This is a genomic window from Janthinobacterium sp. BJB426 (assembly GCF_002735705.1).
GTDB lineage: Bacteria > Pseudomonadota > Gammaproteobacteria > Burkholderiales > Burkholderiaceae_D > Janthinobacterium.
The window spans coordinates 40,075-65,278 of sequence record NZ_PDZL01000001.1 but is presented as its reverse complement, the minus strand read 5'-3'; the positions used below and the strand labels follow the sequence as shown (position 1 = coordinate 65,278).

Annotated in this window: 16 protein-coding genes; 3 read left to right on the top strand and 13 right to left on the bottom strand. The window is 63.0% G+C overall.

What is annotated here, in order from left to right:
• Nucleotides 1-11 precede the first annotated feature (11 nt).
• Both CSQ93_RS00260 and CSQ93_RS00255 read left to right on the top strand, forming a co-directional pair.
• Complete coding sequence (locus CSQ93_RS00260; RefSeq protein WP_099376245.1) at nt 12-1,700, top strand: M14 family zinc carboxypeptidase; 1,689 nt, start codon at nt 12-14, stop codon at nt 1,698-1,700.
• Nucleotides 1,701-1,790: 90 nt separating this feature from the next.
• Nucleotides 1,791-3,941: an FUSC family protein gene (locus CSQ93_RS00255; protein ID WP_099376244.1), complete on the top strand. Its 2,151-nt coding sequence runs from the start codon at nt 1,791-1,793 to the stop codon at nt 3,939-3,941.
• Between the two features lie 11 nt (nt 3,942-3,952).
• Here CSQ93_RS00255 and CSQ93_RS00250 read toward each other — a convergent pair whose 3' ends face one another.
• The 6 genes from CSQ93_RS00250 to CSQ93_RS00225 all read right to left on the bottom strand — a co-directional run bounded on the left by CSQ93_RS00250 (nt 3,953) and on the right by CSQ93_RS00225 (nt 12,977).
• The gene (locus CSQ93_RS00250) at nt 3,953-5,902 is read right to left on the bottom strand and encodes a S9 family peptidase (RefSeq protein WP_233515964.1); all 1,950 of its coding nucleotides are present in this window, start codon (nt 5,900-5,902) and stop codon (nt 3,953-3,955) included.
• Nucleotides 5,903-5,969: 67 nt separating this feature from the next.
• Nucleotides 5,970-7,442: an amino acid permease gene (locus CSQ93_RS00245; protein WP_099376243.1), complete on the bottom strand. Its 1,473-nt coding sequence runs from the start codon at nt 7,440-7,442 to the stop codon at nt 5,970-5,972.
• Between the two features lie 413 nt (nt 7,443-7,855).
• A complete protein-coding gene (locus tag CSQ93_RS00240; RefSeq protein ID WP_099376242.1) occupies nt 7,856-9,286 on the bottom strand; it encodes an amino acid permease in 1,431 nt (476 codons plus the stop codon).
• Nucleotides 9,287-9,416: 130 nt separating this feature from the next.
• Entirely contained in the window at nt 9,417-9,875 is a 459-nt protein-coding gene (locus CSQ93_RS00235) for a RidA family protein (RefSeq protein WP_099376241.1), read from the bottom strand.
• 254 nt (nt 9,876-10,129) lie between these two features.
• Entirely contained in the window at nt 10,130-11,713 is a 1,584-nt protein-coding gene (locus CSQ93_RS00230; RefSeq protein ID WP_099376240.1) for an ATP-binding cassette domain-containing protein, read from the bottom strand.
• Nucleotides 11,714-11,864: 151 nt separating this feature from the next.
• Nucleotides 11,865-12,977, bottom strand: a complete 1,113-nt coding sequence (locus CSQ93_RS00225; RefSeq protein WP_099376239.1) for an NADH:flavin oxidoreductase/NADH oxidase — start codon at nt 12,975-12,977, stop codon at nt 11,865-11,867.
• A gap of 163 nt (nt 12,978-13,140) precedes the next feature.
• Here CSQ93_RS00225 and CSQ93_RS00220 point away from each other — a divergent pair, with 163 nt between their 5' ends.
• Nucleotides 13,141-13,701, top strand: a complete 561-nt coding sequence (locus CSQ93_RS00220; RefSeq protein WP_099376238.1) for a glycine zipper 2TM domain-containing protein — start codon at nt 13,141-13,143, stop codon at nt 13,699-13,701.
• Here the strand turns inward: CSQ93_RS00220 and CSQ93_RS00215 are convergent.
• The 7 genes from CSQ93_RS00215 to astA form a co-directional block, all read right to left on the bottom strand.
• Nucleotides 13,698-14,207 (bottom strand): DUF1993 domain-containing protein, encoded by a 510-nt coding sequence (locus tag CSQ93_RS00215; RefSeq protein ID WP_099376237.1) that lies wholly within the window; start codon nt 14,205-14,207, stop codon nt 13,698-13,700. The genes CSQ93_RS00220 and CSQ93_RS00215 overlap by 4 nt on opposite strands.
• A gap of 68 nt (nt 14,208-14,275) precedes the next feature.
• The gene (locus CSQ93_RS00210; RefSeq protein WP_233515963.1) at nt 14,276-15,238 is read right to left on the bottom strand and encodes a DUF2167 domain-containing protein; all 963 of its coding nucleotides are present in this window, start codon (nt 15,236-15,238) and stop codon (nt 14,276-14,278) included.
• A 147-nt stretch (nt 15,239-15,385) separates the two neighbouring features.
• Nucleotides 15,386-16,411, bottom strand: coding sequence for a succinylglutamate desuccinylase (locus CSQ93_RS00205; protein ID WP_099376236.1), 1,026 nt, complete (start codon nt 16,409-16,411; stop codon nt 15,386-15,388).
• On the bottom strand, nt 16,411-21,138 hold the full coding sequence (locus CSQ93_RS00200; protein WP_099376235.1) for an NAD-glutamate dehydrogenase domain-containing protein: 4,728 nt from the start codon (nt 21,136-21,138) through the stop codon (nt 16,411-16,413). The genes CSQ93_RS00205 and CSQ93_RS00200 overlap by 1 nt, the downstream gene beginning before the upstream one ends.
• 151 nt (nt 21,139-21,289) lie before the next feature.
• Entirely contained in the window at nt 21,290-22,630 is a 1,341-nt protein-coding gene (gene astB, locus CSQ93_RS00195; RefSeq protein WP_099376234.1) for an N-succinylarginine dihydrolase, read from the bottom strand.
• A 9-nt stretch (nt 22,631-22,639) separates the two neighbouring features.
• Nucleotides 22,640-24,136, bottom strand: coding sequence for a succinylglutamate-semialdehyde dehydrogenase (gene astD, locus CSQ93_RS00190; protein WP_099376233.1), 1,497 nt, complete (start codon nt 24,134-24,136; stop codon nt 22,640-22,642).
• The gene (gene astA / locus CSQ93_RS00185) at nt 24,129-25,193 is read right to left on the bottom strand and encodes an arginine N-succinyltransferase (RefSeq protein WP_099376232.1); all 1,065 of its coding nucleotides are present in this window, start codon (nt 25,191-25,193) and stop codon (nt 24,129-24,131) included. The genes astD and astA overlap by 8 nt, the downstream gene beginning before the upstream one ends.
• Nucleotides 25,194-25,204 lie beyond the last annotated feature (11 nt).

Genomic DNA, 25,204 nt, shown 5'->3' with positions numbered 1-25,204 from the left:
CTCAGACCGCTATGCCACCAGACTTGCGCACGACCTACGAACTCGGTAACCACAACCAGACCACGACCTGGCTGGAATGCATCACCTTCTATCAATATCTCGCCGCATGCTATCCGCAGGTGCTGCACTTCGAACAGATCGGCCTGTCCGACTCGGGCGTGCCCATCCACGCTGGCGTCGTCAGCGCGGACGGCGTGTTTGACCGCGAGCAAATCAAGCGCGCAGGCCGCACCGTGTTCTTCAACAACAACGGCATCCATCCGGGTGAACCGGAAGGCATCGACGCCTGCATGGCCATCGTGCGCGACCTCTGCACGCAGCCGGAGCGCCTGGCCGCGCTGGGCAGCACCGTGCTGCTGTTCATTCCCATCTACAACGTCGATGGCAGCCTGAACCGCGCCAACACGTCGCGCGTGAACCAGGATGGTCCGGAGCAATTCGGTTTCCGCGGCAATAGTCGCCACTTGGACTTGAACCGCGACTTTATCAAGTGCGACAGCCTGAACGCGCAAGTGTTCAACCGCCTGCTGACGAATTGGGATCCGGATGTGATGGTCGACACGCATACATCGAACGGCGCCGACTACCCGTACACGATGACCCTGATCCACACGCAGACGGATAAGCTGGGCAATGGCCTGGGGCCCTTCCTGCAAGACACCATGCTGCCGCACATCTTTGCGCACATGGAAAGCGCTGGCTGGCCCACGTGCCCGTATGTGAATCCCGTCAAGGATAGCCCCGACCACGGCATCGCCGAATTCCTCGAAGTGCCCCGTTTCTCGACCGGTTTTGCGGCCCTGCATCACGTCATCGGTTTCATGCCGGAAACGCACATGCTGAAACCGTTTGCCGACCGCTACGCCTCCATGCGCGCCCTGCTCGACATCACGATGGCGTTCACGGTGGAACACGGCGAGAAAATCCGCCAATTGCGCGCGCAAGCCAAGGCGGCGGGCCGCACGCAAGCCGAGTGGCCGATCCACTGGGCCATGAACGAAGAGCAGCCGTCGACCTTCCCCTTTAAGGGCTATGCGGCGCAATACACGCCGAGTCTGCTGGGTGACTACCAGCGCCTGTCCTACGATCGCTCGCAGCCGTGGGAACGCGATATCAAGTATTACAACCGCTTCGATGCGGACGTCACCGTGGCCGCGCCGAAAGCCTATGTGGTACCGCAAGCGTGGCGCGAAGTGATCGAACGGCTGCGCTGGAACGGCGTCGAAATGAGCCGCATCACCGCCGAACAGACCTTAACGGCCCGCTACTACCACATCGCCTCCGTCGGCACGCGCGCCACGGCCTACGAAGGCCACATGTTCCACGACCATGTAGAACTCGAAGCGCGCACGGGCCAGTTCACCGTGCAAGCGGGTGATTATGTGATCAGCCTGGACCAGGACAACGCCCGCTACGCCGTGGAAACCCTGGAACCGCAGGCGCACGACAGCTTCTTCCGCTGGGGTTTCTTCAATAGCGTGCTGGAGAAGAAGGAAGCGTTTTCCGATTACGTCTTCGAAGACATGGCATCCGAACTGCTGCGCGATGAACCGGCGCTGGCGGCCAAGTTTGCTGAGTGGAAAGCGGCCAATCCCGCCTTGCTGAGCAATCAGGAAGCCGTGCTGAACTTCATCTTTGCACACTGCCAGCGCTTTGCCGAGCCGGAATGGCGGCGCTACCCAGTGATCGCCCTGATGTAAATCCGGGCTGTAGCGACTGCAACATCCTGGCGCCGCATCGGAGACCCCGGTGCGGCGCCTCTTTCTGTGCCCTGCCCACAAGGTAATCCCATGCACTACGCACTGAACCTGCGCACCTTTATTTACAGCCATTATTTTTATCTGGGCTTGCGCGTGGCCATCGGTCTCGTCGGCCTGGCCTTGCTGACCCAGGAAATCAGTGACAGCGCCACCGCCATGACGGTGTGCATCGGCGCCCTGTGCACGACCCTGATGGACATGCCCAGCCCGCTGCGCCACAAGTTCAACGAAATGCTCGCTTCCGTGCTGCTGTGCAGCGCCGTGACACTCCTGATCAGCCTGTGCGGGCCCGTGCAGTGGCTGTTGATGACGGTGCTCGTGCTGGTCAGTTTCCTCGCCAGCATGATGGTGGTGTACGGCAAGAAATCCATGCCCTTGCAATTGGCCGCCCTGTTCATCATGACCATGTCGATGGAGCACCAGATGACGTGGCAGCAATCGTTCCACCACGCGGGCCTGTTCATGCTCGGTGGCCTGATCTATCTGGCTTACGCCATGGCCATCGCCTGGGTCTTGCGCCACCGCATCAAGCAACAAGTGCTGGCCGAAGCCCTGTTCGAACTGGCCGCCTACATCGATATCAAGGCCGATTTCTACGACACGCGTTTTAATTTGACGGAGCAGTTCAACAAGCTGGTGCGCCATCAAAGCATTTTGGCCGACCGCCAGCAAGCGTCGCGCGACCTGATTTTGCGCAGCCACAAGAACAGCAAGGATGCCATCGTCGTGCAAGTGCACGTATGCATGCTCGATCTGTATGAACTGATACTCTCGACCCACACGGACTACGCGCTGCTGCGCCAGCACCTGGCCGACTCCGACGTCCTGAAATCCTTGCACGACCTGGCCTACAAGGCGGCACGCGACATCGAAGCCGTCGCCTATGCCGTCACGCGCAAGCGCGCCTCGTATGCGCAGATCAGCTATGACAAGGAATGGGCCGATATCGAAGCGGAAATCGTCCGCCTGCAGGCCAAGGGAGACAACGCGCAGGAAGCGCTGGCCACCCTGCGCGCGCAGCGCAACAAGATCCGCGCCATTTTGAAAATGATCGCCGAGCTGCACCTGGCCACGCAAAAAGTCTATGCCGACGTGCCATTCTGGAGTGGCGCGGACATGGCACCCTTCTTGTCGCAGCAGAAATATGAGCTGACAACCCTGCTGTCGAATCTGCGCCTGGACTCGCCTGTGTTCCGCTTCGCCCTGCGCGTCTCGATGGCCATCTCGGTGGGATTGCTGATCGGCCACTGGCTGCCGTATGCGGCCCACAGCTATTGGATCGTCTTGACTATCGTCATCATCCTGCGCCCCACGTTCAGCATGACGCGCCAGCGCCGCGCCGACCGCATCATCGGCACCATCATCGGCTGCGTCATCACGGCCATCGTGATCCGCTACGTGCACAGCAATATCGTGCTGATGGCCATCCTGTTCCTCTCCATCGTGGCCACGCCCACCTTCATCTATTTGCGCTACCGCTACACGGCCATCGCCGTCAGCCTGATGATCTTGCTGCAAATGCATTTGGTGGCGCCCAGCAACCCGAACCTCGTCAGCGAGCGCCTGATCGACACCCTGATCGGCGCGGCGGTGGCCACCGTGTTCAGCTTTGTACTGGCCAACTGGGAATACCAGAGCCTGCCACGCCTCGTGCGCCAGGTGTTGAATGTGAATGTGAGTTATATGCAGGCCAGCTTCGCGCTGCTGCAAGGCAAATGTTTTGATGATTTCGCCTACCGTATCGAGCGCAAGCGCTTGATGGACAGCCTGGCCGCGCTCAGCTCGGCGCTGGTGCGCATGCTCGACGAACCGGCCAGCAAGCAGCGGGCCGTGGAAGACATCAACCTGTTCATCGTGCAAAATTATTTATTGGTCGCCCACGTGGCGGCGCTGCGCTCCATCCTCGGGCGCCATGCCAGCCAGCTTCCCGTCGCCCCCGTCAATGCCTTGCTTGGCCACAGCCATACGCAAGTGTGTCTGACCCTGTCACGCGCGCTGGAACAGCTCGACGACAAGGCTGCCATCAGCGCCCCGCTGGCTACCCTGCCCGCGCCGCCCGTCAGCGACGTGGCCTGGTCGGGATGGCCGCTGGTGCAGCGGCGCATCCGCCTGTTACAGGCAGATGCGGACAAGATTGTGATACATAGCGCGGCGATCGTGCATATTGTGGCACCGCGCTAAGCCTGCTCAGCTTACTTCAGGTATTGTTCAAACCAGCCGATAGTGCGCTTCTGCAAGTCGCGCTGGTGCTCGGGCTTGCGGAAGGAATGGCCTTCGCCATCGTAGATGAACAGGCTGGACGGCACGCCCATGGCGCGCAGGCCGTGCCAGAATTCCAGCGACTGGGCGGCAGGCGTTTCCACGTCGCGCTCGCCCACGTAGATCAGGGTTGGCGTCTTGGCCGCCTTGATCGATTCGATGGGCGACGCCTTGCGGTAGACAGCCGGATTGTCATAGGCGGAGGCGCCAAAGAACGGGATCATCCACTGGTTGATGCCGTTCTGGCCGTAATAACTGATCCAGTTCGACACGCCCGCGCCCGCCACGGCCGCCTTGAAGCGGTCGCTGTGCGTGACGCCCCACATGGTCATGAAGCCGCCATATGAATGGCCGATCAGGCCCAGGCGCTGGCCATCGACGGGCGCCACTTTTTCCACCGCATCGATGCCGGCCAGGATGTCGCGCCAGTCGCCGCCGCCAAAGTCGGCCATGTTGGCGCGCGTAAATGCCTGGCCCTGGCCAAAGCTGCCGCGCGGATTGGGCAGGAAGACAAAATAACCTTTTTGCGTCAATTCGTGGATCAGGGTGCTCGCTCCCATGTAACGGGGCGAGGCAGCCGCGCCGGGGCCGCCATGCACGTTGACGACCATCGGGTAGCGCTTGCCGGCGTCCGTCTTCAACGGCCCCAGCAACCAGCCTTGCACCTTGTATTGCTCGTTGTTCCAGCCCACGTTCTGCACCGCCAGTTGCGGCGTAAAGCCGTCATTGTCGCGCGTGATCTTTTTCAGCTGGCCCACCGGGCCCGCCACCAGGTAGCTGGCGTGCGTAAAATCTTCCTGCGCGGCAGCGGCGTGACGGCCATCGGCGCTGAACGACAAGCGGCCATCGCTGCCGCTGCTGCTGAGTTCACCGAGCAGCAGCGGCTGGGCCGGGCCGCTTTGCGCATCGACGGGCACCAGCGCCAGCTGCGAATCGATCAGAGCCGTTGCCAGCAAGCCGGCGCCGCGCCAGACGACGCCATTGAACGTGCCGCGATAGTCTTGTGTGAGGTTGCGCGGCGTGCCGCCGGCCAAGGGCACCGTGTAGATATCGCCGCCGATGGAGCCGAAATCGCTCATCAGACCGCCGATGAAGACCACTGTCTTGCCGTCCGGCGAAACCGATGGAAGGTTCAGCTGCATGGCCGGTGAGGCGATCACGCGCAGGGTGCCAGTGGCAGCATCGATATGGCTGAGCTTGGCGACCCACCAGTTGCTGTCGCCATTGCCTTGCGCGCTGGTGGCAACAAAGCCGCGGCCATCGGGCGTCCAGCTGTATTCATACACATAGGTGTCGCCTGGTGACAGCAGACGCGGCTCGCCGCCGCTGGCCGGCACGACGGCGATGCGCTGGGCATCGTCTTCGCTACCCACTTCGCCCACCTGGCGCGCGCCCGCTTCGACGGCGCCGGCCAGCTTGCGTGCGCCCACCGTCGCCAGCAGGGCCAGCTGCTTGCCGTCCGGCGACCAGCGCGCCGTGCTGGCCACGCCCTTGATACTGGTCAACATCCGCACCGGCGCCTGCGACAGGGTGACCAGGTACAGCTGCGCCGTGCCCGCCTTGGCGTCGTAGCCGACAAAGGCCAGCTGTTTGCCGTCCGGCGACCAGCTGGGCTTGTCGTAGGAACACACGGCACACGGATCGAATTGCTGCACGATGGCGCCGTTGGCGGCGTCGCGCACGACGATGGCCGCATGCGGGCGCTGCGTCTGTTCACCCGCTCGGCTCGACTCGATGGCGGCGATGCGCTGGCCGTTGGCCGACAGGGCCACGGCGCGGTAATCGCGCAAGGCCGGCTCGGTTGCAGGGGCGGCGTGTGCCAGGGTGCCCAGAAGGCTGCTTGCCAGCAAGCCGCAAGCGGCCAGATCAGTTATTTTCATCATGTAAATTCCGGTTAGAAATAAAAAAAACCGCCGGCAAGCGCGGCGGTTTCGGATGGAACAGACTGCATTAGCGGGCCTTCTTGCCCAGATGCGAATGCCGCATGCTGTACAGGAAGTAAATAGCCACCGTCACCGCCATCCACACGCTGAACACGACAAACGTCGTATGCGGCAAATCGCGCATGATGTACAGGCAAGCCAGGATGCTCAGGCCCGGAATCACGTACGGACCGAACGGCACACTGAAGCCTTCGATGCGGTTCGCGCCCTGCTTGTGGCGCAGCACGGGCACGGCGATCGAAACCACCATGAAGGCCGTCAGGGTACCGATGCTGACCATATCCCACAGGTAAGTCGCATCGACGGAACCGGCCACCACGGCCACGACGAGGCAGACGATGATGGTATTGCTGACCGGCACCAGAGTGCGCGGGTGGATCTTCTGGAACGATTTCGGGATCAGGCCGTCGCGGCTGACGGCAAACAGGATGCGCGTCTGGCCGTAGATCGTCACCAGGGTCACGCTGAAGACGGAAATGACGGCGCCGGCCGACAGCACCAGTGCGGGCCAGGTCTTGCCTGTGACGTTTTGCAGGATCACCGCCAGGCCCGCTTCCTGGCCTTCAAACAATTTCGCTTGCTGCGCGCCGAGGGCCGCCACGGCCACCAGCAGATAAAACACGGTAACGATGAGCAAGGCGCCGAGGATGCCGCGCGGCACATTGCGCGTGGGATTTTTCACTTCGTCACCCGCCGTCGCCACCGTATCGAGGCCGATGAAGGAGAAGAAGACGGTGCCGGCCGCGGCCGTGACGCCCGTCATGCCGGCAAAGCCCTTGCTATTGTCGGTATTGAAGAAGGGGAAGAAATTTTCGGCATTGAAACCGGAAAACGCGATGACGATGAAAAACACGAGAATCGCCAGCTTGATGATGACCATGATGGCATTCATCAGGGCCGATTCCTTGGCGCCGCGCAACAGCAGGAAGCCGCACATGCAGATCAAAAAGATCGGCGGCAGGTTGATGTGGCCGGCATGAAACTCCATCCCATGCGGGCCGGAAACGATCATCGGCGTGCGCAGCATCTCGGGGATGTGCCAGCCGAAGGCATTTTCCAGGAAATTATTCAGGTAGGACGACCAGCCGATGGCCACGGCACTGCCCGCCAAGCCGTATTCGAGCAGCAAGCAGGCGGCCATGATGAAGGCAAGAAACTCGCCCACGGTGGCGTAGGCAAACGAATACGAGGAGCCGGAGGCGGGTATGCGGAACGACAATTCCGCATAGCACAAGGCCGTCAGGCCGGCCGTGATGGCGGCGATCAGGAAAGACAGAACGACCGATGGGCCCGCCTTGGGGACGGCTTCGACCATGGTAAAGAAAATGCCCGTGCCGATGGTGGCGCCGACGCCGATCATGGTGAGGGAAAACAGGCCGATGGACCGGCTCAAGCCACTGCTGCTGAGGCCTTCACCATATTCGACCGTGGTATCGATCGGCTTGGTGCGGCAAAGTTTCTGGACCAGGGTTTGGCTCACTAACATTCCTTTATGAGGCATGCACTTGAACACCTGCAAAAACCTACTGCGCGTCGCGATTCGCGGCCTGCGATGCTCACTGTGCATTCGCACAGCTGCGCTTCTTAGCCACGACTCGCATCCGCTCGCTACGGTTTTGTCAGGTGTTGTTCGGAACATGACGGGTAAAAACAAATAGCGCTCCGGCCCTACCTGGCAAAAAACCGGAAAGATCGCGTCCATTTTCAAAACTAAGCGATTATAGGGCTTTCATCGGCCCAGCTAAACAGAAGTTTGATGCAAGGAAACAACGCCAGGCGTGCGCCGCAAAACGCGCACTGGCGCTAGGGGAACATGGAATTGCCAATATGAAACAAAAAGCGCGCCGCTGCAGGAGCAGGGGCGCGCTTTCGGTTCAGCTCAGCCGAGCCGGATTACTTCTTGCCCTGCGGCGCGTCAGCCGGTGGCCAGCCCGCTTCGTAGCCTTGCGGCACATCGTCGCGGCGCTCTTTCGGCGCCAGGCCCAACGCGTAGTACAGCACCGTCAGCAGGATCAGCCAGGCAGGTCCCACCATCAGGGCGATGCGCGTATCGGGGAAATACGCCATCAGGCCGATCACCAGCGCCAGGAACGCCAGCGAAATCCAGGAACCGTACGGTGCGAACGGCATGCGGAAGGCCAGGTTCTTGATTTCCAGCGGCGTCAAGGTCTTGCGGAACTGGATCTGCGTGACCAGGATCACGCCCCAGGTCCAGACGGCGCCGAAGGTGGAAATCGAGGTGACCCAGATAAACACTTTTTCCGGCACCAGATAGTTCAGCAGCACGCCCAGCAGCAGCGCGAAGACGGACACGAGGATGGCGCGACGCGGCACGCCGGCGGCCGTGGTTTCCGCGAATGCCTTTGGCGCCTGGCCTTGCAGCGCCAGGTTGTACAGCATGCGGCCCGTGCTGAAGATGCCGCCATTGCACGACGACAAGGCTGCCGTCAGCACGACGAAGTTGATGATGCCGGCGGCCGTCTTGATGCCCAGGCGTTCGAACGTCATGACGAAGGGGCTGCCGGTGGTGCCGATTTCATTCCATGGGTAGATCGACAGGATGACGAACAATGCGCCGACATAGAAAATCAGGATGCGCCAGAACACGGAATTGATGGCGTCAGGAATCGATTTCTTCGGGTTCGCCGCTTCGCCCGCCGTCAGGCCGATCATTTCCACGCCCAGATAGGCAAACATCACCATCTGCAGCGACATCAGCACGCCCTGCGCGCCGTTAGGGAAGAAGCCGCCATGCGTCCACAGGTTCGAGATACCGATGGCCACGCCGTCGTTGCCGAGGCCGAAGATGATCATACCCGTGCCGCCGATGATCATCAGGATGATGGTGACCACCTTGATCAGGGCAAACCAGAATTCGAACTCGCCGTAGGCTTTCACGGCCAGCAGGTTGATGGCGCCCATGGAACCGAGGGCCGCCAGGGCCCAGATCCAGCGCGGCACGTCGGGGAACCAGATGCCCATGTAGATGGCGACGGCGGTAATTTCCGCCACGCACGTGACCAGCCACAGGAACCAGTAGTTCCAGCCCGTCAGATAGCCTTGCAGGGGGCCCAGGTAATCCTGGGCATAGCGGCTGAAGGAGCCGGCCACGGGATTGTGCACGGCCATTTCGCCCAGCGCGCGCATGATCATGAAGATGACCGCGCCACCGATGATGTACGACAGCATGATGCCGGGACCGGCCATCTTGATCGCGTTGCCGGAACCCAAAAACAGGCCCACGCCAATCGCGGCGCCCAGCGCCATCAGGCGGATCTGCCGCTCACCCAGGCCGCGGTGCAAGCCTTGTTCACTCGTTTTCATTACGTGTCTCCGTTTTTTTCTTGAATACACCGATCCCTCCACCCCAATGGCGGTTCCGCTCTTGCTGGAAAGGAGGAAAAGGCTGGCCGGCGGCTGAGCGCCGGCATGCTCATGTGGTCAGGCTACTGTGTCAGGCCAGTTCGGCGATCAGCTCGATCTCGACGCAAGCGCCCAGCGGGATTTGCGCCACGCCGAAGGCGGAGCGGGCGTGCTTGCCGCTGTCGCCGAAGACTTCGACGAACAGTTCCGAGGCGCCATTGGTCACCAGGTGCTGTTCCGTGAATTCGGAGGTGGAATTGATCAGGCTCATGACCTTGACAATGCGCTTGACCTTGTTCAAGTCGCCGCCGCACGCGTCTTGCAGGGTGGCGATCAGTTCGATGGCGATGCCGCGCGCAGCGATCTTGCCTTCTTCCGTGGTGACGTCCTTGCCCAGCTGACCAACCCAGACCTTGCCATCCTTCTTGGCCAGGTGGCCGGACAGGAAGACGGTGTTGCCCGTGCGGGCATGCATCACGTAGGCGGCAGCTGGCGCGGCAACGACTGGCAGTTCGATGTTGAGGGCTTTGAGTTTTTCGTAAAACGACATGCTATTTCTCCAAGAAAACAATATAAGCGAAACCAAAATTCATGCACGGCAGGGCACGGAGGATGACGCCCTGGCAGCGCGGCAGTGACCGACAACAGCGCCAGATTAAACGTCATCATATTGGTGAACCAGCAGTTTTAGTTCACAAATAGGCCCGGTTATTCAGTGGATTATACCGACAATCAAACAAAATTCAGCATCGGTTCATGAAGCATGCTCTACAGGCATCGAGCGTGACTTTTTTCATTAAATTGTCACTTGTGCAATGTCAAGCCCTCCGGGTCAAGGTTTATCGCTTCCAGAAATACCTGGTCGTGCGAAACCACAAGTAGCGCGCCCCGATATTGCAGCAGCATCTGCTCCAGCGCCTGCAGGCTGGCCAGGTCCAGATGATTGTCGGGTTCATCGAGCAGCAGCAGTTGCGGCGGCGCCAGCGCATACAGTTCGGCCGCCAGCGCCACCTTCATGCGCTCGCCGCCGCTGAGCAAACGGCTGGGCATGGTAGCGCGCGCGCCGGCAATGCCCAGCAGCGCCAGCCGCGTGCGCAACTCGCCTTCAGGCAGAATGCTGTTGCGTGCCTGCAAGCGCTGCACGGCGCTCCACTCGCCATCTTGCAGCCCCGCATGCTGGTCCAGCCAGGCCACCCGCGCATGGCAGCGCAGCGCGCCGCTGGCGGGCGCCAGCTGTCCGGCGATCACGCGCAGCAGGGTCGACTTGCCGCTGCCATTGTCGCCCGTCACGGCCAGGCGGCGCGGGCCACTGATGACCAGGTTGATGGCGTGCGCCTGGCCATGCGGCAAGACCACGTCGCGCAGCTCCAGGATCAGCTTGCCGTTCGGCACGGCACTCTCGGGCGCCAGCAGCAGCCGTTCCGCCTCGGGCGCGCAGCGGGCGCTGGCCTCCATCACCCTTTGCTGGCGCGCCTGCTGCGCCTCTTGCGCGCGCAGGCGCAGCTTGCCCTGGCTATCCTGGCTTTTCTCCTTTTTCGCGTCCAGCAGCAGCTTGCTTTGATTGCCTTCGCGCGCCTCGCGCTCACCGCGTGTCACCCGTTTCTGCTGGCGTTCGGCCTGCTGCTGCGCCTCGCGCTGTTCGCGTCTGGCGCCCGCCTTTTCCGCTTGCAGGACAGCGGCGTAGCCGGCCTGTTCCAGCGCGCGCTGCTGCGCATACATCGCGTAATTGCCGCCATAGCTGCGCAAGCCCTGCGGCGACAGCTCGGCGATGTCATCGACGTGCTCGAGCAAGCCGCGGTCATGGCTGATCAGCAGCAAGCCGCCCGGCCAGCGCGCCATCTGCGCCACCAGACGAGCGCGCTGCTGTGCATCGAGATGGTTGTTCGGCTCATCGAGCACCAGCCAGTCGGCCTGCGACAACCAGGCGCCCTGCAGGGCGATGCGCTGGCGTTCGCCGCCGCTCAGGCTGGCCGTTGGCGTGTCGGCATTGACGTGGCGCAAATCGAGCGCATCGAGCGCCTGGCGCAGACGGGCGTGGGCATCCCAGCGATCTCCCACGAGAGCGTAATCGGCTTCATCGATGCTGCCTTCGGCGATGCGCGCTAGCGCGGCCAGCAAGCTGGTCACGCCAGCGAGGGCCGCCACGGTGGGATAGTGCTGCGGATCGAGTTCCTGCGCCACGTAATGCACGCTGCCGTCGCAGCGTACGGCGCCAGAAGACGGCTGCGCCTGGCCCGCCAGCAGGCGCGCCAGCACGCTCTTGCCCACGCCGTTATCGCCGACGAGGCCGATACGTTGCGGAGCAAAGCTAAATTGCAAATCGGAAAATAATACCCGGCCACCGGGCAGCACAAAGGAAAGACGGTCGAGTTGTAGTAATGCGGGCATGGATACTCCTTGAGCAAGGCTGGCGAACCCGCGCGGCGCAAGGCGCTGTGGCGGGATGGGCGAGGCCGTGCACAGCACGGCAGTATCAATGGCGCATGTCGAAGCGTCCTGGAGAAATGGGGAAAGAAGCGTCAGTGTAGCAGAGTAAGCCTTAACGCTGCCCCAGGGTCGTGTCGCCGAACAGGTTCTTGTATTCGCGCGGCTGCGAGCGCCAGTACTGCGGTGGCGCCTGCACTTGCGCGCCCAGCTCGGCCGCCGCATGCCAGGGCCAGCGCGGATCGAACAGGATGGCGCGCGCCAGCGCCACCATGTCGGACTGACCATTGACGATGATGTCTTCCGCCTGCTGCGCCTCCGTGATCAAGCCCACGCTGATGGTGGGCAAGCCGCTGTCGCGCTTGATGCGTTCGGCAAACGCCACCTGGTAGCCTGGGCCTACAGGGATTTGCTGCTGCGGAGAAATTCCGCCACTGGAAACATGGATGAAGTCGGCGCCCAGCTGCTTGAGTTCCTGCGCGAAACGCACGCTTTGTTCGATTTCCCAGCCACCTTCGACCCAGTCGGTGGCGGAAATGCGCACACCCACGGCCACGCTGGCTGGCACGGCCGCGCGCACGGCTTCATAGACTTCCAGCGGGAAACGCATGCGGTTTTCCAGGCTGCCGCCATACGTATCCGTGCGGTGATTGGACAGTGGCGACAGGAACTGGTGCAGCAGATAACCGTGCGCCGCGTGCAATTCGATGCCCTCGATACCGAGCGCATGCACGCGCTGCGCAGCCGCCACAAAGGCGCCCTTGATCTGCAGCAAACCCATTTCATCGAGGGCGATCGGCACGGTTTCGCCAGGCGCATGGGCGATGGCCGATGGCGCCACCGTTTGCCAGCCACCGTCGGCCAGGTGCACGCAGGCGCCGCCCTGCCAGGGCGCGCGGCTCGACGCCTTGCGTCCCGCATGGCCCAGCTGCACCACCAAGGGAATCGGAGAGTGGCGGCGGATCGCCTGCATCACCTTGGCCAGCGCAGCTTGATTCGCGTCCGACCACAGGCCCAGGTCATCGGCCGAGATGCGTCCCTCGGGCGAGACGGCCGTCGCTTCCGTCATCAGCAAGCCCGCGCCGGACAGGGCCAGGTGACCCAGGTGGATCATGTGCCAGTCGGTGGCGTTGCCGTTGTCGGCCGAATACTGGCACATGGGCGCGATGGCGATGCGGTTGGCCACCTGCAAGGGGCCAAGGGCATATGGCGTGAATAGCTGGCTCATGGCGGACTCCGGAAAAGGGGAAGCACCGATTCTACTGTGCTTTGGAAAACGCGGCTTACACCTGCTTACGTTTGATACAGCGCACCATCTAGCCTTGCGGGCAGCACACCGTTAATCTGGACACATCAACAACACGGCAATATCTTGCCACCCAGGAGAGCACATGAACACGACGACTACCGCCAGCCGCATCCACCCTTTGATGGCAGGCGCCGCCATTTCCGTGACGGTCCTGTGCCTGGTGGGCGCAGCGTCCATCGCCGGCATCCTGCCCAATTCGCGGGCGAACGTGCCAACCGTGCCGGCCGACGTAGCCGCCATGACGCCAGCCGGCGCCGCTGCCCTGGCCGCTCCCGTGACTGCACCGGTGGCCGCGCCTGTCGTCGCGCAAGCGGCCCCGGCACCAGCCCCGGCGCCCGTCGTGCACAAACGCGTCGTGCACCACACGCAAGTGGCGCAATCGCGCCCTGCCTACAATGACAGCAATGATGGCTACCGCGACACCGCCTACCGCGAACCCGTGCGCCAGCAGCCAGTACCTGCCCCGGCACCGGCACAACCCAACTACGTGGGCATCGGCACAGGTGCCGTCATCGGCGGCTTGATCGGCAATCAGGTCGGTGGCGGCCGCGGCAAGGCGCTGGCGACGGTGGCCGGCGTCATCGGCGGCGGCATGCTGGGCAATGCGGTGCAGAACCAGGTCGAGCAGCAACCGCAACGTTAATCGTAAGGACCAAGATAATCGAGCTTGCCCACGGCCACGCCATTGTTTCTCAGGATGGCGTGGACCATGGAGACGTGGAAATAGAAGTTCGGCAAGGCAAAGCTGAGCAGGTAATTGTCGCCCGAGAATGTCGTCCCCTCGTCAGTCCAGTTCAGCACGACTTCTTTCTGCGCGCTGCCCGCCATCTGGCCCGCATTCACGCTGTCGATGTAGGCGATGGTGTTGGCGATGCGCTCTTGCAGCTGCTCGAACGACGCTTCGTTATCCTCGAATTTCGGCGCCGGCACGCCGCTCAGGCGCTCGACCGACATCTTCGACGTATCGCTGGCACGCTGCACCTGCGCCGTCAAATCCAGCATGTCGGGCGCCAGCTGCGCGCCCAGTAAAATCTCGGGCACGATGCCATCTTCTTCCACATGGGCTTGCACTTTTTCCAGCAGGGCGGAAACGACCCGCAAGCCGCGGATGAAGACGGGAATGGTTGCCTGATACATGGACACGGACATGGCGGACTCCTGATAGTGAACGATGAGCCAGTGTACCCGAGGCGCCGCCTGCGGGTGCGCACACAGGCTTACTTGTCCAGATTCACCTTGCCATCGGGCGCATGGGAGGGCTGTTCAGGAGGTGCGGCCTGCGGCGCCTGCTTTTCCTTGCGCTTGCCGCTGAAAAACTTAACGATGGCCGCGCCGCCGCCCACCACGGCCAGCAGCAGCACTTTCTTGAAGGCCAGCAGCAGCGCCAGCAATTTGCCAAACAGGCCCAGCTTGCTGGCCACGCCACCGGCCACCAGCGCCGCCAGGCCATATTCGGCCACCTTGTCCGTCTTGCTGTCGAAATCCGTGTAGCGGTTACCCTCGGTAAATTCCGTGAACGCCGTTACTTGCTGCATCTCTTTCTTGATCGCCTCGATCTGCTGCATGCTGGCGATCGCGTTCAGGTTCAGCACGCCTTCGCGGCCCAGCACGCGCACGTTGTAGTTCAGCGAGTGCTCGCCGCCATCGACCATCAGGTCCTTGGCCCAGTACAGCTTGTGCGTATCCTTGGCATAGCTGGGTTTTTCCGCCCAGCCCATCAAATGGATGCCGGGATAGCCCTGCTTCTTGCGCTCCGCATTGTTTTCCAGCACGGACGCCTGCATATCCTTGAGCAATTCGTCGTACTTGATGCTGTCCGCATCGTCATCCTTGATATGCCCTTCCTTTTCATACGTGACGATGACACCCCAGCTGTCGCGCTCAAGCACGCTGGTCTTGGCGGGCACGATCATGCCCAGCGATTCCATCCCCGGTGGGTTGCCCCAGGCATCGACCAGCACGCGCTCGGCGTCCGTCGGCGACAAATAACGGAAGTTGGCGGGCAAATCCAGGGTGGCGATGCCACCGGGCAAAGTGATCTTGCCGCGCTGCAGGTGCAACTGGGCGAGGAATTGCTCGGCCGTCATTTCCGGTGCGGCGGCCTTGTCTTCGGCAGGGGCGGCAGCCGTCAGGCCGGAGAGGGTCAGACACAGCAGGGCTGTCAGCAGGCGTTTCAACATGATCGGTCCAAAAAATTGCAAAGGGTAAATATTTTAAATCAATTGATTGCTTAATGGATAATTATTTCTGTGCGGCATCTTTTTCATGAAAAAAGCGCCAGGCGGGTTTCCCCGGCTGGCGCCTGATGCTGTGTGACGGCTGGGCGATCAGGAGGTACGCACCACCATCAAGCCCGCACGCAAGCCCACGCGCACGTCCGGGTTCGGAAACACCACCAGCTCTTCCGCGTGCTGCACCGTGTAGACATGGTCGCCATCGCTGGCGATCACGGCGTGCTGCGGCAGGGACGTGAAATTCTGCGTGCTGCGATCAAAAGCCATGCGGAACTCATCGCTGTGCTTGATGATTTCCTGCGCCACCTTGAACACGTGCGGTTGCTCCTTGACGGGCTGCCCAGGCAAGCCGCGCAGCAAGCCGTCCAGCGCCCGCGACACGTCGTCGAACAGGGACAAATCGTTCTGCCCCAGGGTGCCCACGCGGCCCAGCTCCACCGTGCTGGCGGCCGCGCCGAAATGCTCGGCCGAATAATAGCTGTAGGTGCCGGCCGACTGCGGGTTCATGATGATGGCGCCGATGGCCGCCTGGCCCAGCCAATCGATCAGCTGCGCCTTGGCGTCGTCAGCCACCAGGTCCGGCACGATGGCAAACGTGGGATACACGGAGGGCCGGATGGCCGTGTGCAAATCCAGGTGCCAGCGCACGGGACCGGCCGCTGCAAAGAACGCCTTTGTTGCAACGATCATTTCATCGGCGCGTGCGCTTTCCGCCGCTTGCGCCAGGCTCCCCCGCACGGGGCGGAACATGCGATTCAGGTCGGCGTCGATGAAACGCTTGCCGGCCCGGATCGCATCGACATTGCCCACGCAAACGAGCAGGTCGACGGCCAGCTTCGACGCATCGCGCGACAGCGCGTCGAGCAGATGCGCCAGCACTTCGATCGGTCCCGTTTCGTCGCCATGCACGCCCACCGAGACGGCCACGCTGGCGCGCGCCTCTCCCGGCTTGACGACTTGCAGCATGCCGGGCGCCGGCAAGGCCACCGTGAAACCGGCGTTGACGAACAACTGCGCCACGCCGCTGAAATCGGCCTGCGCCAGCGCCTGCACGGCTGGCGGCAAGCCGCCAGCGCCCGGTACTACCCGGGATATTGCTTGCGTTGCTTCTTGCGTCATTACACCGCCGCTTCCGCTGTGGGTTTCGTCGTGATTTTATTCACGGCTTCCGACAAGGTCCACACGTCCAGCATGGCTTGCTCCAGTTCCGTCGCCGCCACATAGGCCGACAGGCCCAGCGCGCCCGTCACGGCATCGACGGCCTGGCCCGCATTGCCTTGCTCGGCGCGCGCCAGCACCTGCGTCAGCAGACGCTGTTGCGTGCGGCGCAGCGCTTGCTGTGCATAGTTGCGCAACTGTTCCTGCGACTTGCCTTGCGCGGCCAGCTTCAGGCCACGCTCCAGGGTGCCGATGCCCGCCTGGCTGCGCAGGGCCAGACCCACTTGCAGGAAGGCGGCCAGGTCCATCGAGGCAGGACGCGGCACGGACAGGGCCGGGAACAGGAAGCCGGCCACGACTTCCAGCGCATCGACCGCATCCCACGCCTGCACGAAGGCGGGCGTCAGCCCCGGCACCAGCGCCGCTTCCGACTTGATGCCGACAGCTTTCAGCAGGTCGCGCTTCGATTCCGCGCCAAACAGGCGCGTGAGTTCGGCCAGACCGGCGCCGCGTAATTGCTCGACCGGCACGGACAGCACGCCGGCGATCATGGTTTGCTGCAGCACGCGCGTTTGCGCGTCGACCTTGATCGACACCTCGCGTGGAATCGTCAAGGCATCGGCATCGAGCGCGTCGAACACGGGCGCCAGGTTCAGCGCCACCCATGCCTGGCCCCAGGCCAGGATCACGGCCGATTCGTCCACGCCGTGCTCCGCCGCCAGGTTGCGGATCATCAGGGGGCCGCAGCGGTTGATCACTTCATTGGCCAGCACGGTCGCCAGGATGGCGTTGGCCAGCGGGTGGTCGAGCGCCGAGCGGGTTTCCACCAGCAAGGACGGGAAGTACGGTTTCAGCACCGGCTCGGCCCATGTTTCGCCCGTCAACGGCAAGGCGGACAGGATGCGCTTGAAGCGGTTCTTCACGTTGGCGATCACCACGGCCAGTTCCGGCGTGGTCAGGCCACGGTTATCGAGCTTGCGACGCGCCAGTTCGGCCACCGACGGCAATTGTTCCAGCTCGCGCGACAGGGCGCCCTCTTCTTCCAGGCTGGCGATCAGCGCGGCATAGCCATCCTGCACGGCGCTTTCGCTTTGTGCCTGCAATTCGCGCACCAGCAAATGCGTCTGCTGCGTGTTGTCGCGCAAGACCAGGCGCTCGACGTCGTCCGTCATCGCATACAGCTCGCGATTGCGTTCGGCTTCCGTCAGCTTGCCCGCATTGACTTCCACGTCCAGCCAGATTTTTACGTTCACTTCATGGTCCGAGCAATCCACGCCGGCCGAATTGTCGATCGCATCGGTGAAGATGCGTCCGCCCGCCAGCGCGAATTCGATACGACCGGCCTGCGTCGCACCCAGATTCCCCCCTTCGGCCACGACTTTCACGCGCAGCTCATTGCCGCTGACGCGGATATGGTCATTCGCGCGGTCCTTCACCTGTGCGTGCGTTTCCGTCGACGCCTTGATGTAAGTGCCGATACCGCCGTTGTAGAACAGGTCCACGGGCGACTTCAGGATGCGATGCATCAGTTCTTCCGGCGCCAGCGAAGTTTCCGCGATATCGAGCGCGGCGCGGATCTGCGGCGACAGTTCGATGGTGCGTGCGGAGCGCGGATACACGCCGCCGCCTGCCGAGATCAAGTCCTTGTTGTAGTCGTCCCACGAGGAACGCGGCAAGGCAAACAGGCGCGCGCGCTCGTCGAACGAGACGGCGACGTCCGGTGTCGGGTCGAGGAAGATGTGACGGTGGTCGAATGCGGCCACCAGTTTCAGCTGGCGCGACAGCAATACGCCATTGCCGAACACGTCGCCCGACATGTCGCCCACGCCGACCATCGTGATCGGGGTGGTATTGAGGTCGTGGTCCATTTCATAGAAGTGGCGCTTCACGGCTTCGAACGCACCCTTGGCGGTGATGCCCAGTTTCTTGTGGTCGTAACCGTTCGAGCCGCCCGAGGCAAACGCGTCGCCGAGCCAGAAACCGCGCTGCACGGCGATGCCGTTGGCGATGTCCGAGAACGTGGCCGTGCCCTTGTCGGCAGCGACCACCAGGTAAGGATCGGCCTCATCGAAGCACACGGTGTCGACTGGCGGGACGATATTGCCCAGCGAACGGTTGTCCGTCACTTCCAGCAGGCTGGAAATGAACAGGCGGTAGACGGCTTCGCCTTCTGCCGCGATGGTTTCACGCACGGCATCCTTCGGCATCATCTTGCAGACAAAACCACCCTTCGCGCCAGCCGGCACGATGACGGCGTTTTTCACCATCTGCGCTTTCACCAAGCCCAGGACTTCGGTGCGGTAGTCTTCCATGCGATCCGACCAGCGCAAGCCGCCACGGGCGACCGGGCCGCCGCGCAGATGCACGCCTTCGAAGCGGCGCGAGAAGACGAAAATCTCGCGGTAAGGACGCGGTTCCGGCACCAGCGCCAGGCTGCTGGTGTCGAACTTGAAGATGATCTTGTCACCGGCTTGATTGTTCTGGAAGTAGCTGGTGCGCAGGGTGGCGGCCATCAGGTCGGCCAGCGCGCCGAGGATTTCCTCGGTATCGGCATGGTTCACGGACGGCAGGCCGGCCTTGATGGCGGCGATGCTTTCCAGGGCTGCCGCATGCTGCGCGTCGGACAGCGAAGGATCGAAGCGCTGCAGGAAGGCTTCGACCAGGGCTTTGACCTGGGCCGGTTGTTTGCGCAGGCTTTCGGCGATATAGCGTACCGAGAAGCGGCTGCCCGTCTGGCGCCAGTAGCTGGTATAGGCGCGCACCAGCTGCACTTCGCGCGTCGACAAGCCGCCTTCAATGACCAGGCCATTCAGGCGACCATCTTCGGCCGTGTCGTTGAACAGGGAAGCAAACAATTCCTGCGCCACGGCGACAACAGATGGTTGCGCCAGTTTCGCCGCGCTGGCGGCATCGACCGTCAGGCTGGTGACGAAATAGCGCGTGCCGTCGGACAGCGAAACCGAATACGCCTGTTCGCGGTCGATGGCCACGCCCGCATTGTGCAGGGCCGGCAGGATGGTCGACAGCGGCGGCACCTTGTTGGCCGAGTACAAACGGATGGTGGTAACGGCACCCGTCTCGATGCGCACGGCCACGTGCGCCGGATCGGTGTTGCGCAGGATGGTGTCGAGGTCGCGGAAGGCGATGGCCGGCGCGGTGGCGGCCACGTAATCGAGCGGCAAAGTCGCGCACAGTTTGCGCAGGCTGGTGCGCAGGGCCACGTCGGGCACGGCGTCGGCCACGGCGGCAAAGCCGTTATGCCAGCCATCGAGCACGCTCAGCAGCGGCTGTTCGATATCCGTTTCCAGGTCCAGCGGGTAGCGCGCGGCGTGGGCGATCAGGTAGACGCGCGCCAGGGGACCGTCTGCCACCAGGGTCTGCGTGCTCACATGCGTGGCGCCGGAACTGGCTTGCAGGGCTTTTGCCAGGCTCGATGCGACGCTGGCGCTGTAGCGCTCGCGCGGCAGGTAGACCAGCACGTTCAGGTGGCGCGCATACACGTCGCGACGCGCAAAGACCTTGGTGCGCGGCTGCTTGTACAGCGAGACGACGGAACCGCACACTTGCGCCAGCCAGTCGAGGTCCGCTTCCAGCGCTTCCGTACGCGGCAGCGATTCGAGGATTTCGCGGAATTTCTCGGCGCGGAAGCCTTGCTGGCGCACGCCGGCCAGGCTCAAAACCTTGGCCACGCGGCCGCGCGCAAACGGCAGCGCGGCCAGCGGGGTGGAGTTGCCGGCGCGGGTAAACAGACCGACGAAGCAATGCTCGCCCAGGATCGCGCCTTGCGCATCCATGTCGCGCACGCCGATGAAGTCCAGCTGCTGGTCGCGGTGCAAAGTGCCCGCCACGTCGGCCTTGACGATGGACAGCGCCGAGTCGCGCTTGGCCAGGGTGTCGAAGTCGCCCGGGATATTCGCCAGGCAGGTGCCGTAGACCGGGTGCGCCGTATCCTGCAGCACGCCGACACGGCTGGGAATGTCGCGTTCGAGTTCGCGCACGCCCGGCTTGACGCGGTAGTAGGCGTAACCAAATACTTCAAAGCCGCCGCTGCGGGCCCACTCCAGGAAGGCGGCCACTTCCGCGCCCTCTTCGCCATGCTGCGCTGCGGCCGTGGCGACGGTGGCCAGGCGCTCGCTCATGGCGGCGGCATCGCGGCGCACGATGGCGGCGTCACGCGCCACCATGTCGATGGCAGCGACCAGCGCGGCCAGGGCTTCCGGCGCCAGCTCTTCGTCGAGCAGCACCAGCACATACGATTCGAGCGGGTCGCCCGGCTGGCGCACCGCTTCGACGCTACCGTCAGCGGCACGGCGCACGGGCAGCACGGTGTTCATCACGCCGCGCACGGCCAGGTGCTGGCGGCGCATGGTCATGACGATGGAGTCGACCAGGTAAGGCATGTCTTCGTTCAGGATCAGCAAGGCGCTCGCCATGCCGCCACGGCCATCCGCATAACGCAGGGTGGCAATCTGGCAGCCGTTGCCGGTGCGCTTGGCCGCTTGCGTGAAGCCGTCCACCAGCACGGGGGCCAGGCTGTCGGGCGCGATGTCGGCCAGGTCTTCGGCGTCGAGCGAATCGAGCCATGCCTGCACCAGCTGCACGACAGGCGCTGCCGCCTTGCCTGCATTGCCAGCCGCGTTAATCAACTCCAGCGTTTGTGTACGCAAATCTTGTGGCGTGTGATTCATCTTGCATCTCCATTACGGTAATGTGAATGTCCAACGCTGTCGTTCGGGCTTGTGGCTGGGCGGCAGCGGTGTCAAGAGACGGGGGTCGCCCGTCCAATTCTGTCTGTGCTACGGATAGTTGTCTCGGATTTTCTGTGTGTTTTTCTATCGCCTACAAGTCGTACAATCCCGGTAAGTTGAGGATGATCGTCAATTCTTCAAGCGCCGCATGCACTTCCAGCGCCAGCTGCGGATCGGCCAGGTCGCCCGGCTCCAGATGGTCGCGGTAGTGTTTTTCCACCCACTGCACCAGCCGATGGTACAGCGTTTCCGTCATGATCACGCCCTGATGCATGGCGCGTGCCTCGGTTTCCGTCAACGCCACGCGCAAACGCAGGCAGGCAGGCCCGCCGCCGTTGCGCATGCTCTGGCGCAGATCGAAATGAATCAGTTCATCGATGGGACCACCGCTGGCCACCAGGCCTTCCAGGTAGCGCGACACGGCGCGGTTTTCCTGGCACTCCTGCGGGATCACCAGCGCCATCTTGCCGCCCTCTTTCGTCAGCAACTGGCTGTTGAACAGATAGCTGGTCACCGCATCCTGGATCGGCACCTGGCCCGTGTCCACGCGCAGCGCGTCCAGTTGCGCGCCCGTGGCGGCGACGGCGCGGCGCAGCTGCGACAGGCTCGCTTCTTCATCGGCAAACGCCTGCTCATGGTAGAACAGCACATTGCCATTGCCGACGGCGATGACGTCGTTATGGAACACGCCCTGGTCGATCACGTCCGGGTTCTGCTGCACGTACACGGTGCGCTTCGCGTCCAGGCCATGCAATCGTGCCACGGCTTGCGACGCTTCCAGGGTCTGGCGCGCCGGGTAGCGCTTCGGCGAGGGCGCGGAAGGATCGAACTCCACGCGACCATACACGAACAATTCAATGGATGGCGCGCCGTGGCTTGCGCCCAGACGCGTGTGGTTGGCCGCACCCTCGTCGCCAAAGGCGGGCGTGGACGGCAACGCGTCATGCACGGCAAAGTGCTTGTCGTCGCTGAAAATGGCGCGTAGGCTGCGCGCCGACTGCGCGTGTTCGAAGGCGCGGTGCAGCTTGTTATTCAGGTTGGCGGCCGTGAAATGCACGCGGCCATCCTGCGTATCGGCCGACGGGCTGACCGTGGCGGCGTTCGCCGTCCACATGGGCGAGGCGGAGTACGCGCAGGCCAGGATGACGGGCGACTCCTGGTAGGCGCGCGCCAGCACGTCGGCATCCGTGCCCGTGAAGCCGATGGAGCGCAGCAGGCGGAAATTCGGCCGGTCCTGCGGCGGCAGCAAGGCTTGCGCAAAGCCGCGCGCGGCCAGGGCACGCATCTTGGCCAGGCCCTGCAAGGCAGCCTGCTTCGGATTGGAAGCGCTTTTCACATTGCTGAACGAGGCCACGTTGCCGAACGAGAGTCCGGCATAGTTATGCGATGGCCCGACCAGGCCGTCAAAATTGTATTCGCGCGTGCTGTGCATAGAGTTTCCTTAAAAATTCAGGCCGGGCGACAGCTTGGCCGGCAGTTCCAATACGCCATTCTCGATCGAAGCGACCGGGTAGGCGCAATAGTCAGCCGCGTAATACGCGCTTGGACGGTGATTGCCCGATTTACCGATGCCACCGAATGGCGCCGTGCTGGCCGCGCCCGTGGTAGGACGGTTCCAGTTAATGATGCCGGCGCGCGCGCGTACCTGGAAGGTTTGCCACAGGGCCGGATCATCGGACAACAGCGCCGCGGCCAGACCGAATTCCGTGGCGTTGGCGACCTTCAGGGCGGTGTTGAAATCGGCCACGCGGATCACTTGCAGCAACGGGCCGAACCATTCTTCGTCAGGTATCCCGGTGGCAGCGGTCACGTCGACGATACCGGCCGTGACAAAGCCCGCCTCGGGATTGAGCTGGCGCATCTGCAGCAGAGTGGTGCCGCCCTTGGCGACCATGTCGGCCTGCGCCTGCACCAGGCGCGCGGCCACGGCGCTTGAGACCACAGGGCCCATGAACGGTTGCGGCTGCGCGTCGGACGCGCCGATGCCCAGTTTCGCCGCCACGTCGACCAGTCGCGCAACGAAGGCAGCCCCCGCAGCATTGTCCTGCACCACCAGGCGGCGCGCGCACGTGCAGCGCTGGCCGGCGGAGACAAAGGCGGAGAAGATCGCGTGGTGCACGGCCGCGTCGACATCCTTCACGTCCCACACCACTAAAGCGTTGTTGCCGCCCATTTCCAGCGCCAGCATCTTGCCCGGCTGGCCGCCGAATTGGCGGTGCAGGCTGATGCCCGTCTGGCAGGAACCCGTAAACAGAACGCCGTCGAGGTGCGCATTGGCGCCCAGGGCGACACCTGTGTCGCGCCCGCCGTTGACGAGGTTGACGACGCCATCCGGCAAGCCGGCCTGCTGCCACAACTGCACGGTCTTGATGGCCGTGCGCGGCGCATATTCGCTGGGTTTGAAAACGATGGTGTTACCGGCGATCAGGGCCGGCACGATATGGCCGTTCGGCAGGTGGCCAGGGAAGTTATACGGGCCGAACACGCCGAACACGCCATGCGGACGGTGGCGCAGCACGGCGTCGCCATCGGCGATCTTGCTTTGCGTGATGCCCGTGCGCGCGTTGTACGACTGCACCGAGATATCGATCTTGTTGGCCATGGTGGCCACTTCCGTGCGCGACTCCCACAAGGGTTTACCCACTTCTTCCGAGATCAGCAGCGCCAGCGCTTCCGCATGTTCCTTCAGCAGTTCGCGAAAACGCACGCAGATGGCGATACGCTCTTCGACGGGCGTCTCTGCCCACGCTTCAAAGGCGGCGCGGGCGGCCTGACAAGCCTGTTCGACTTCATTCTCTGTCGCTTCCAGGCTGGCCCAGGTCTGCTTGCCGGTTGACGGGTCGATGGTGAGCAGTTCGCGGCCCGTGCCCGGCAGCCAGGCGCCGTTGATGAAGTTCGATGCTGCGGTAGATGAATTAAGGTTGGACGATTTAGACATGGGGATGCTTCCTCGGGTTGAGTGACAAGGTGCGCACGGTGTCGCCGTGATGGCAGCGCAGCAGATGCAGTTCATCGTCGTCCAGCGCGATCTTGCCGCTGTGCGGATTGGCGCCGGTGACGATCATGCGGAAATCTTTCAGGTCGGTGTTCGACACCAGGTAAGGTTCGGCCAGGGCCGTGTCGCCGCACACTTCCGGCACAGGCACTGGCACAGTCGCGGCGTCGAGCACGGCCGGCATGCTGTCGCGCATGGCGCGCAACTCGGACACGCGCGCCTGCAGCACGGGACCGGCGTCGAAAATATCGACATAGCCTTCGAAGTGCAAGCCTTCCTGTTCCAGCAGGCGGCGCGCGGGCGCCGTGCTCAGATGCACCTTGCCAATGACTTCCTGCGCCTCGTCGGGCAGGTAGGCCACGTACATCGGTTGGCGCGGCATCAGTTCGGCGATGAAGGATTTCTTGCCCAGGCTCGTCAAGTCGTCGACGTGGTGGAAATCCATCTTGAAGAAGTGGCGCCCCAGGCCTTCATAGAACGGCGAGCTGCCGTCCGGCGCCTGGTAGCCGCGCATTTCGGCGATCAGCTTTTCCGTGAACAGGTGCGGGAACTGGGCGATGAACAGGAAGCGGCTTTTCGACAGCAGCTTGCCGTTGTTGCCGCTGCGGTAATCAGGGTGCAGAAACAGCGAGCACAGTTCCGTGCTGCCCGTCAGATCGTTCGACAGGTACAGCGTTTCCATGCGCGTAAACACATCGAGTTCGCGGCTGGAATGGACCAGGGTGCCGATGCGGTAGTTATAGAACGGCTCTTCCAGGCCCACGGCGCCCTTGATGGCGCACACGCCGGCCAGGCGGCCCGTATCCGTATCCTCCATGACGAACATGTAGTCGCGCTTTTCGGGCGGGATGGTTTCGGCGAACGACGCGCAGGCGATGGCCAGGCGGTCGCCCAGCATTTTCATGTCCGGCTTGAGGGTGGTCATGCCGGTGCCGACCTGGCTGGCCAAGCCGTACAGGGCGTCCAGGTCAGAAGCGTTGATGGCGCGTACTACTAGCATAATGTTCTCTC

What these genes read in the sequence shown, in the direction of transcription:
- CSQ93_RS00260 (WP_099376245.1), top strand. Translation starts at nt 12, where the DNA reads ATGCCACCAGACTTGCGCACGACCTACGAACTCGGTAACCACAACCAG.
- CSQ93_RS00255 (WP_099376244.1), top strand. Translation starts at nt 1,791, where the DNA reads ATGCACTACGCACTGAACCTGCGCACCTTTATTTACAGCCATTATTTT.
- CSQ93_RS00250 (WP_233515964.1), bottom strand. Translation starts at nt 5,902, where the DNA reads ATGATGAAAATAACTGATCTGGCCGCTTGCGGCTTGCTGGCAAGCAGC.
- CSQ93_RS00240 (WP_099376242.1), bottom strand. Translation starts at nt 9,286, where the DNA reads ATGAAAACGAGTGAACAAGGCTTGCACCGCGGCCTGGGTGAGCGGCAG.
- CSQ93_RS00235 (WP_099376241.1), bottom strand. Translation starts at nt 9,875, where the DNA reads ATGTCGTTTTACGAAAAACTCAAAGCCCTCAACATCGAACTGCCAGTC.
- CSQ93_RS00230 (WP_099376240.1), bottom strand. Translation starts at nt 11,713, where the DNA reads ATGCCCGCATTACTACAACTCGACCGTCTTTCCTTTGTGCTGCCCGGT.
- CSQ93_RS00225 (WP_099376239.1), bottom strand. Translation starts at nt 12,977, where the DNA reads ATGAGCCAGCTATTCACGCCATATGCCCTTGGCCCCTTGCAGGTGGCC.
- CSQ93_RS00220 (WP_099376238.1), top strand. Translation starts at nt 13,141, where the DNA reads ATGAACACGACGACTACCGCCAGCCGCATCCACCCTTTGATGGCAGGC.
- CSQ93_RS00215 (WP_099376237.1), bottom strand. Translation starts at nt 14,207, where the DNA reads ATGTCCGTGTCCATGTATCAGGCAACCATTCCCGTCTTCATCCGCGGC.
- CSQ93_RS00210 (WP_233515963.1), bottom strand. Translation starts at nt 15,238, where the DNA reads ATGTTGAAACGCCTGCTGACAGCCCTGCTGTGTCTGACCCTCTCCGGC.
- CSQ93_RS00205 (WP_099376236.1), bottom strand. Translation starts at nt 16,411, where the DNA reads ATGACGCAAGAAGCAACGCAAGCAATATCCCGGGTAGTACCGGGCGCT.
- CSQ93_RS00200 (WP_099376235.1), bottom strand. Translation starts at nt 21,138, where the DNA reads ATGAATCACACGCCACAAGATTTGCGTACACAAACGCTGGAGTTGATT.
- astB (WP_099376234.1), bottom strand. Translation starts at nt 22,630, where the DNA reads ATGCACAGCACGCGCGAATACAATTTTGACGGCCTGGTCGGGCCATCG.
- astD (WP_099376233.1), bottom strand. Translation starts at nt 24,136, where the DNA reads ATGTCTAAATCGTCCAACCTTAATTCATCTACCGCAGCATCGAACTTC.
- astA (WP_099376232.1), bottom strand. Translation starts at nt 25,193, where the DNA reads ATGCTAGTAGTACGCGCCATCAACGCTTCTGACCTGGACGCCCTGTAC.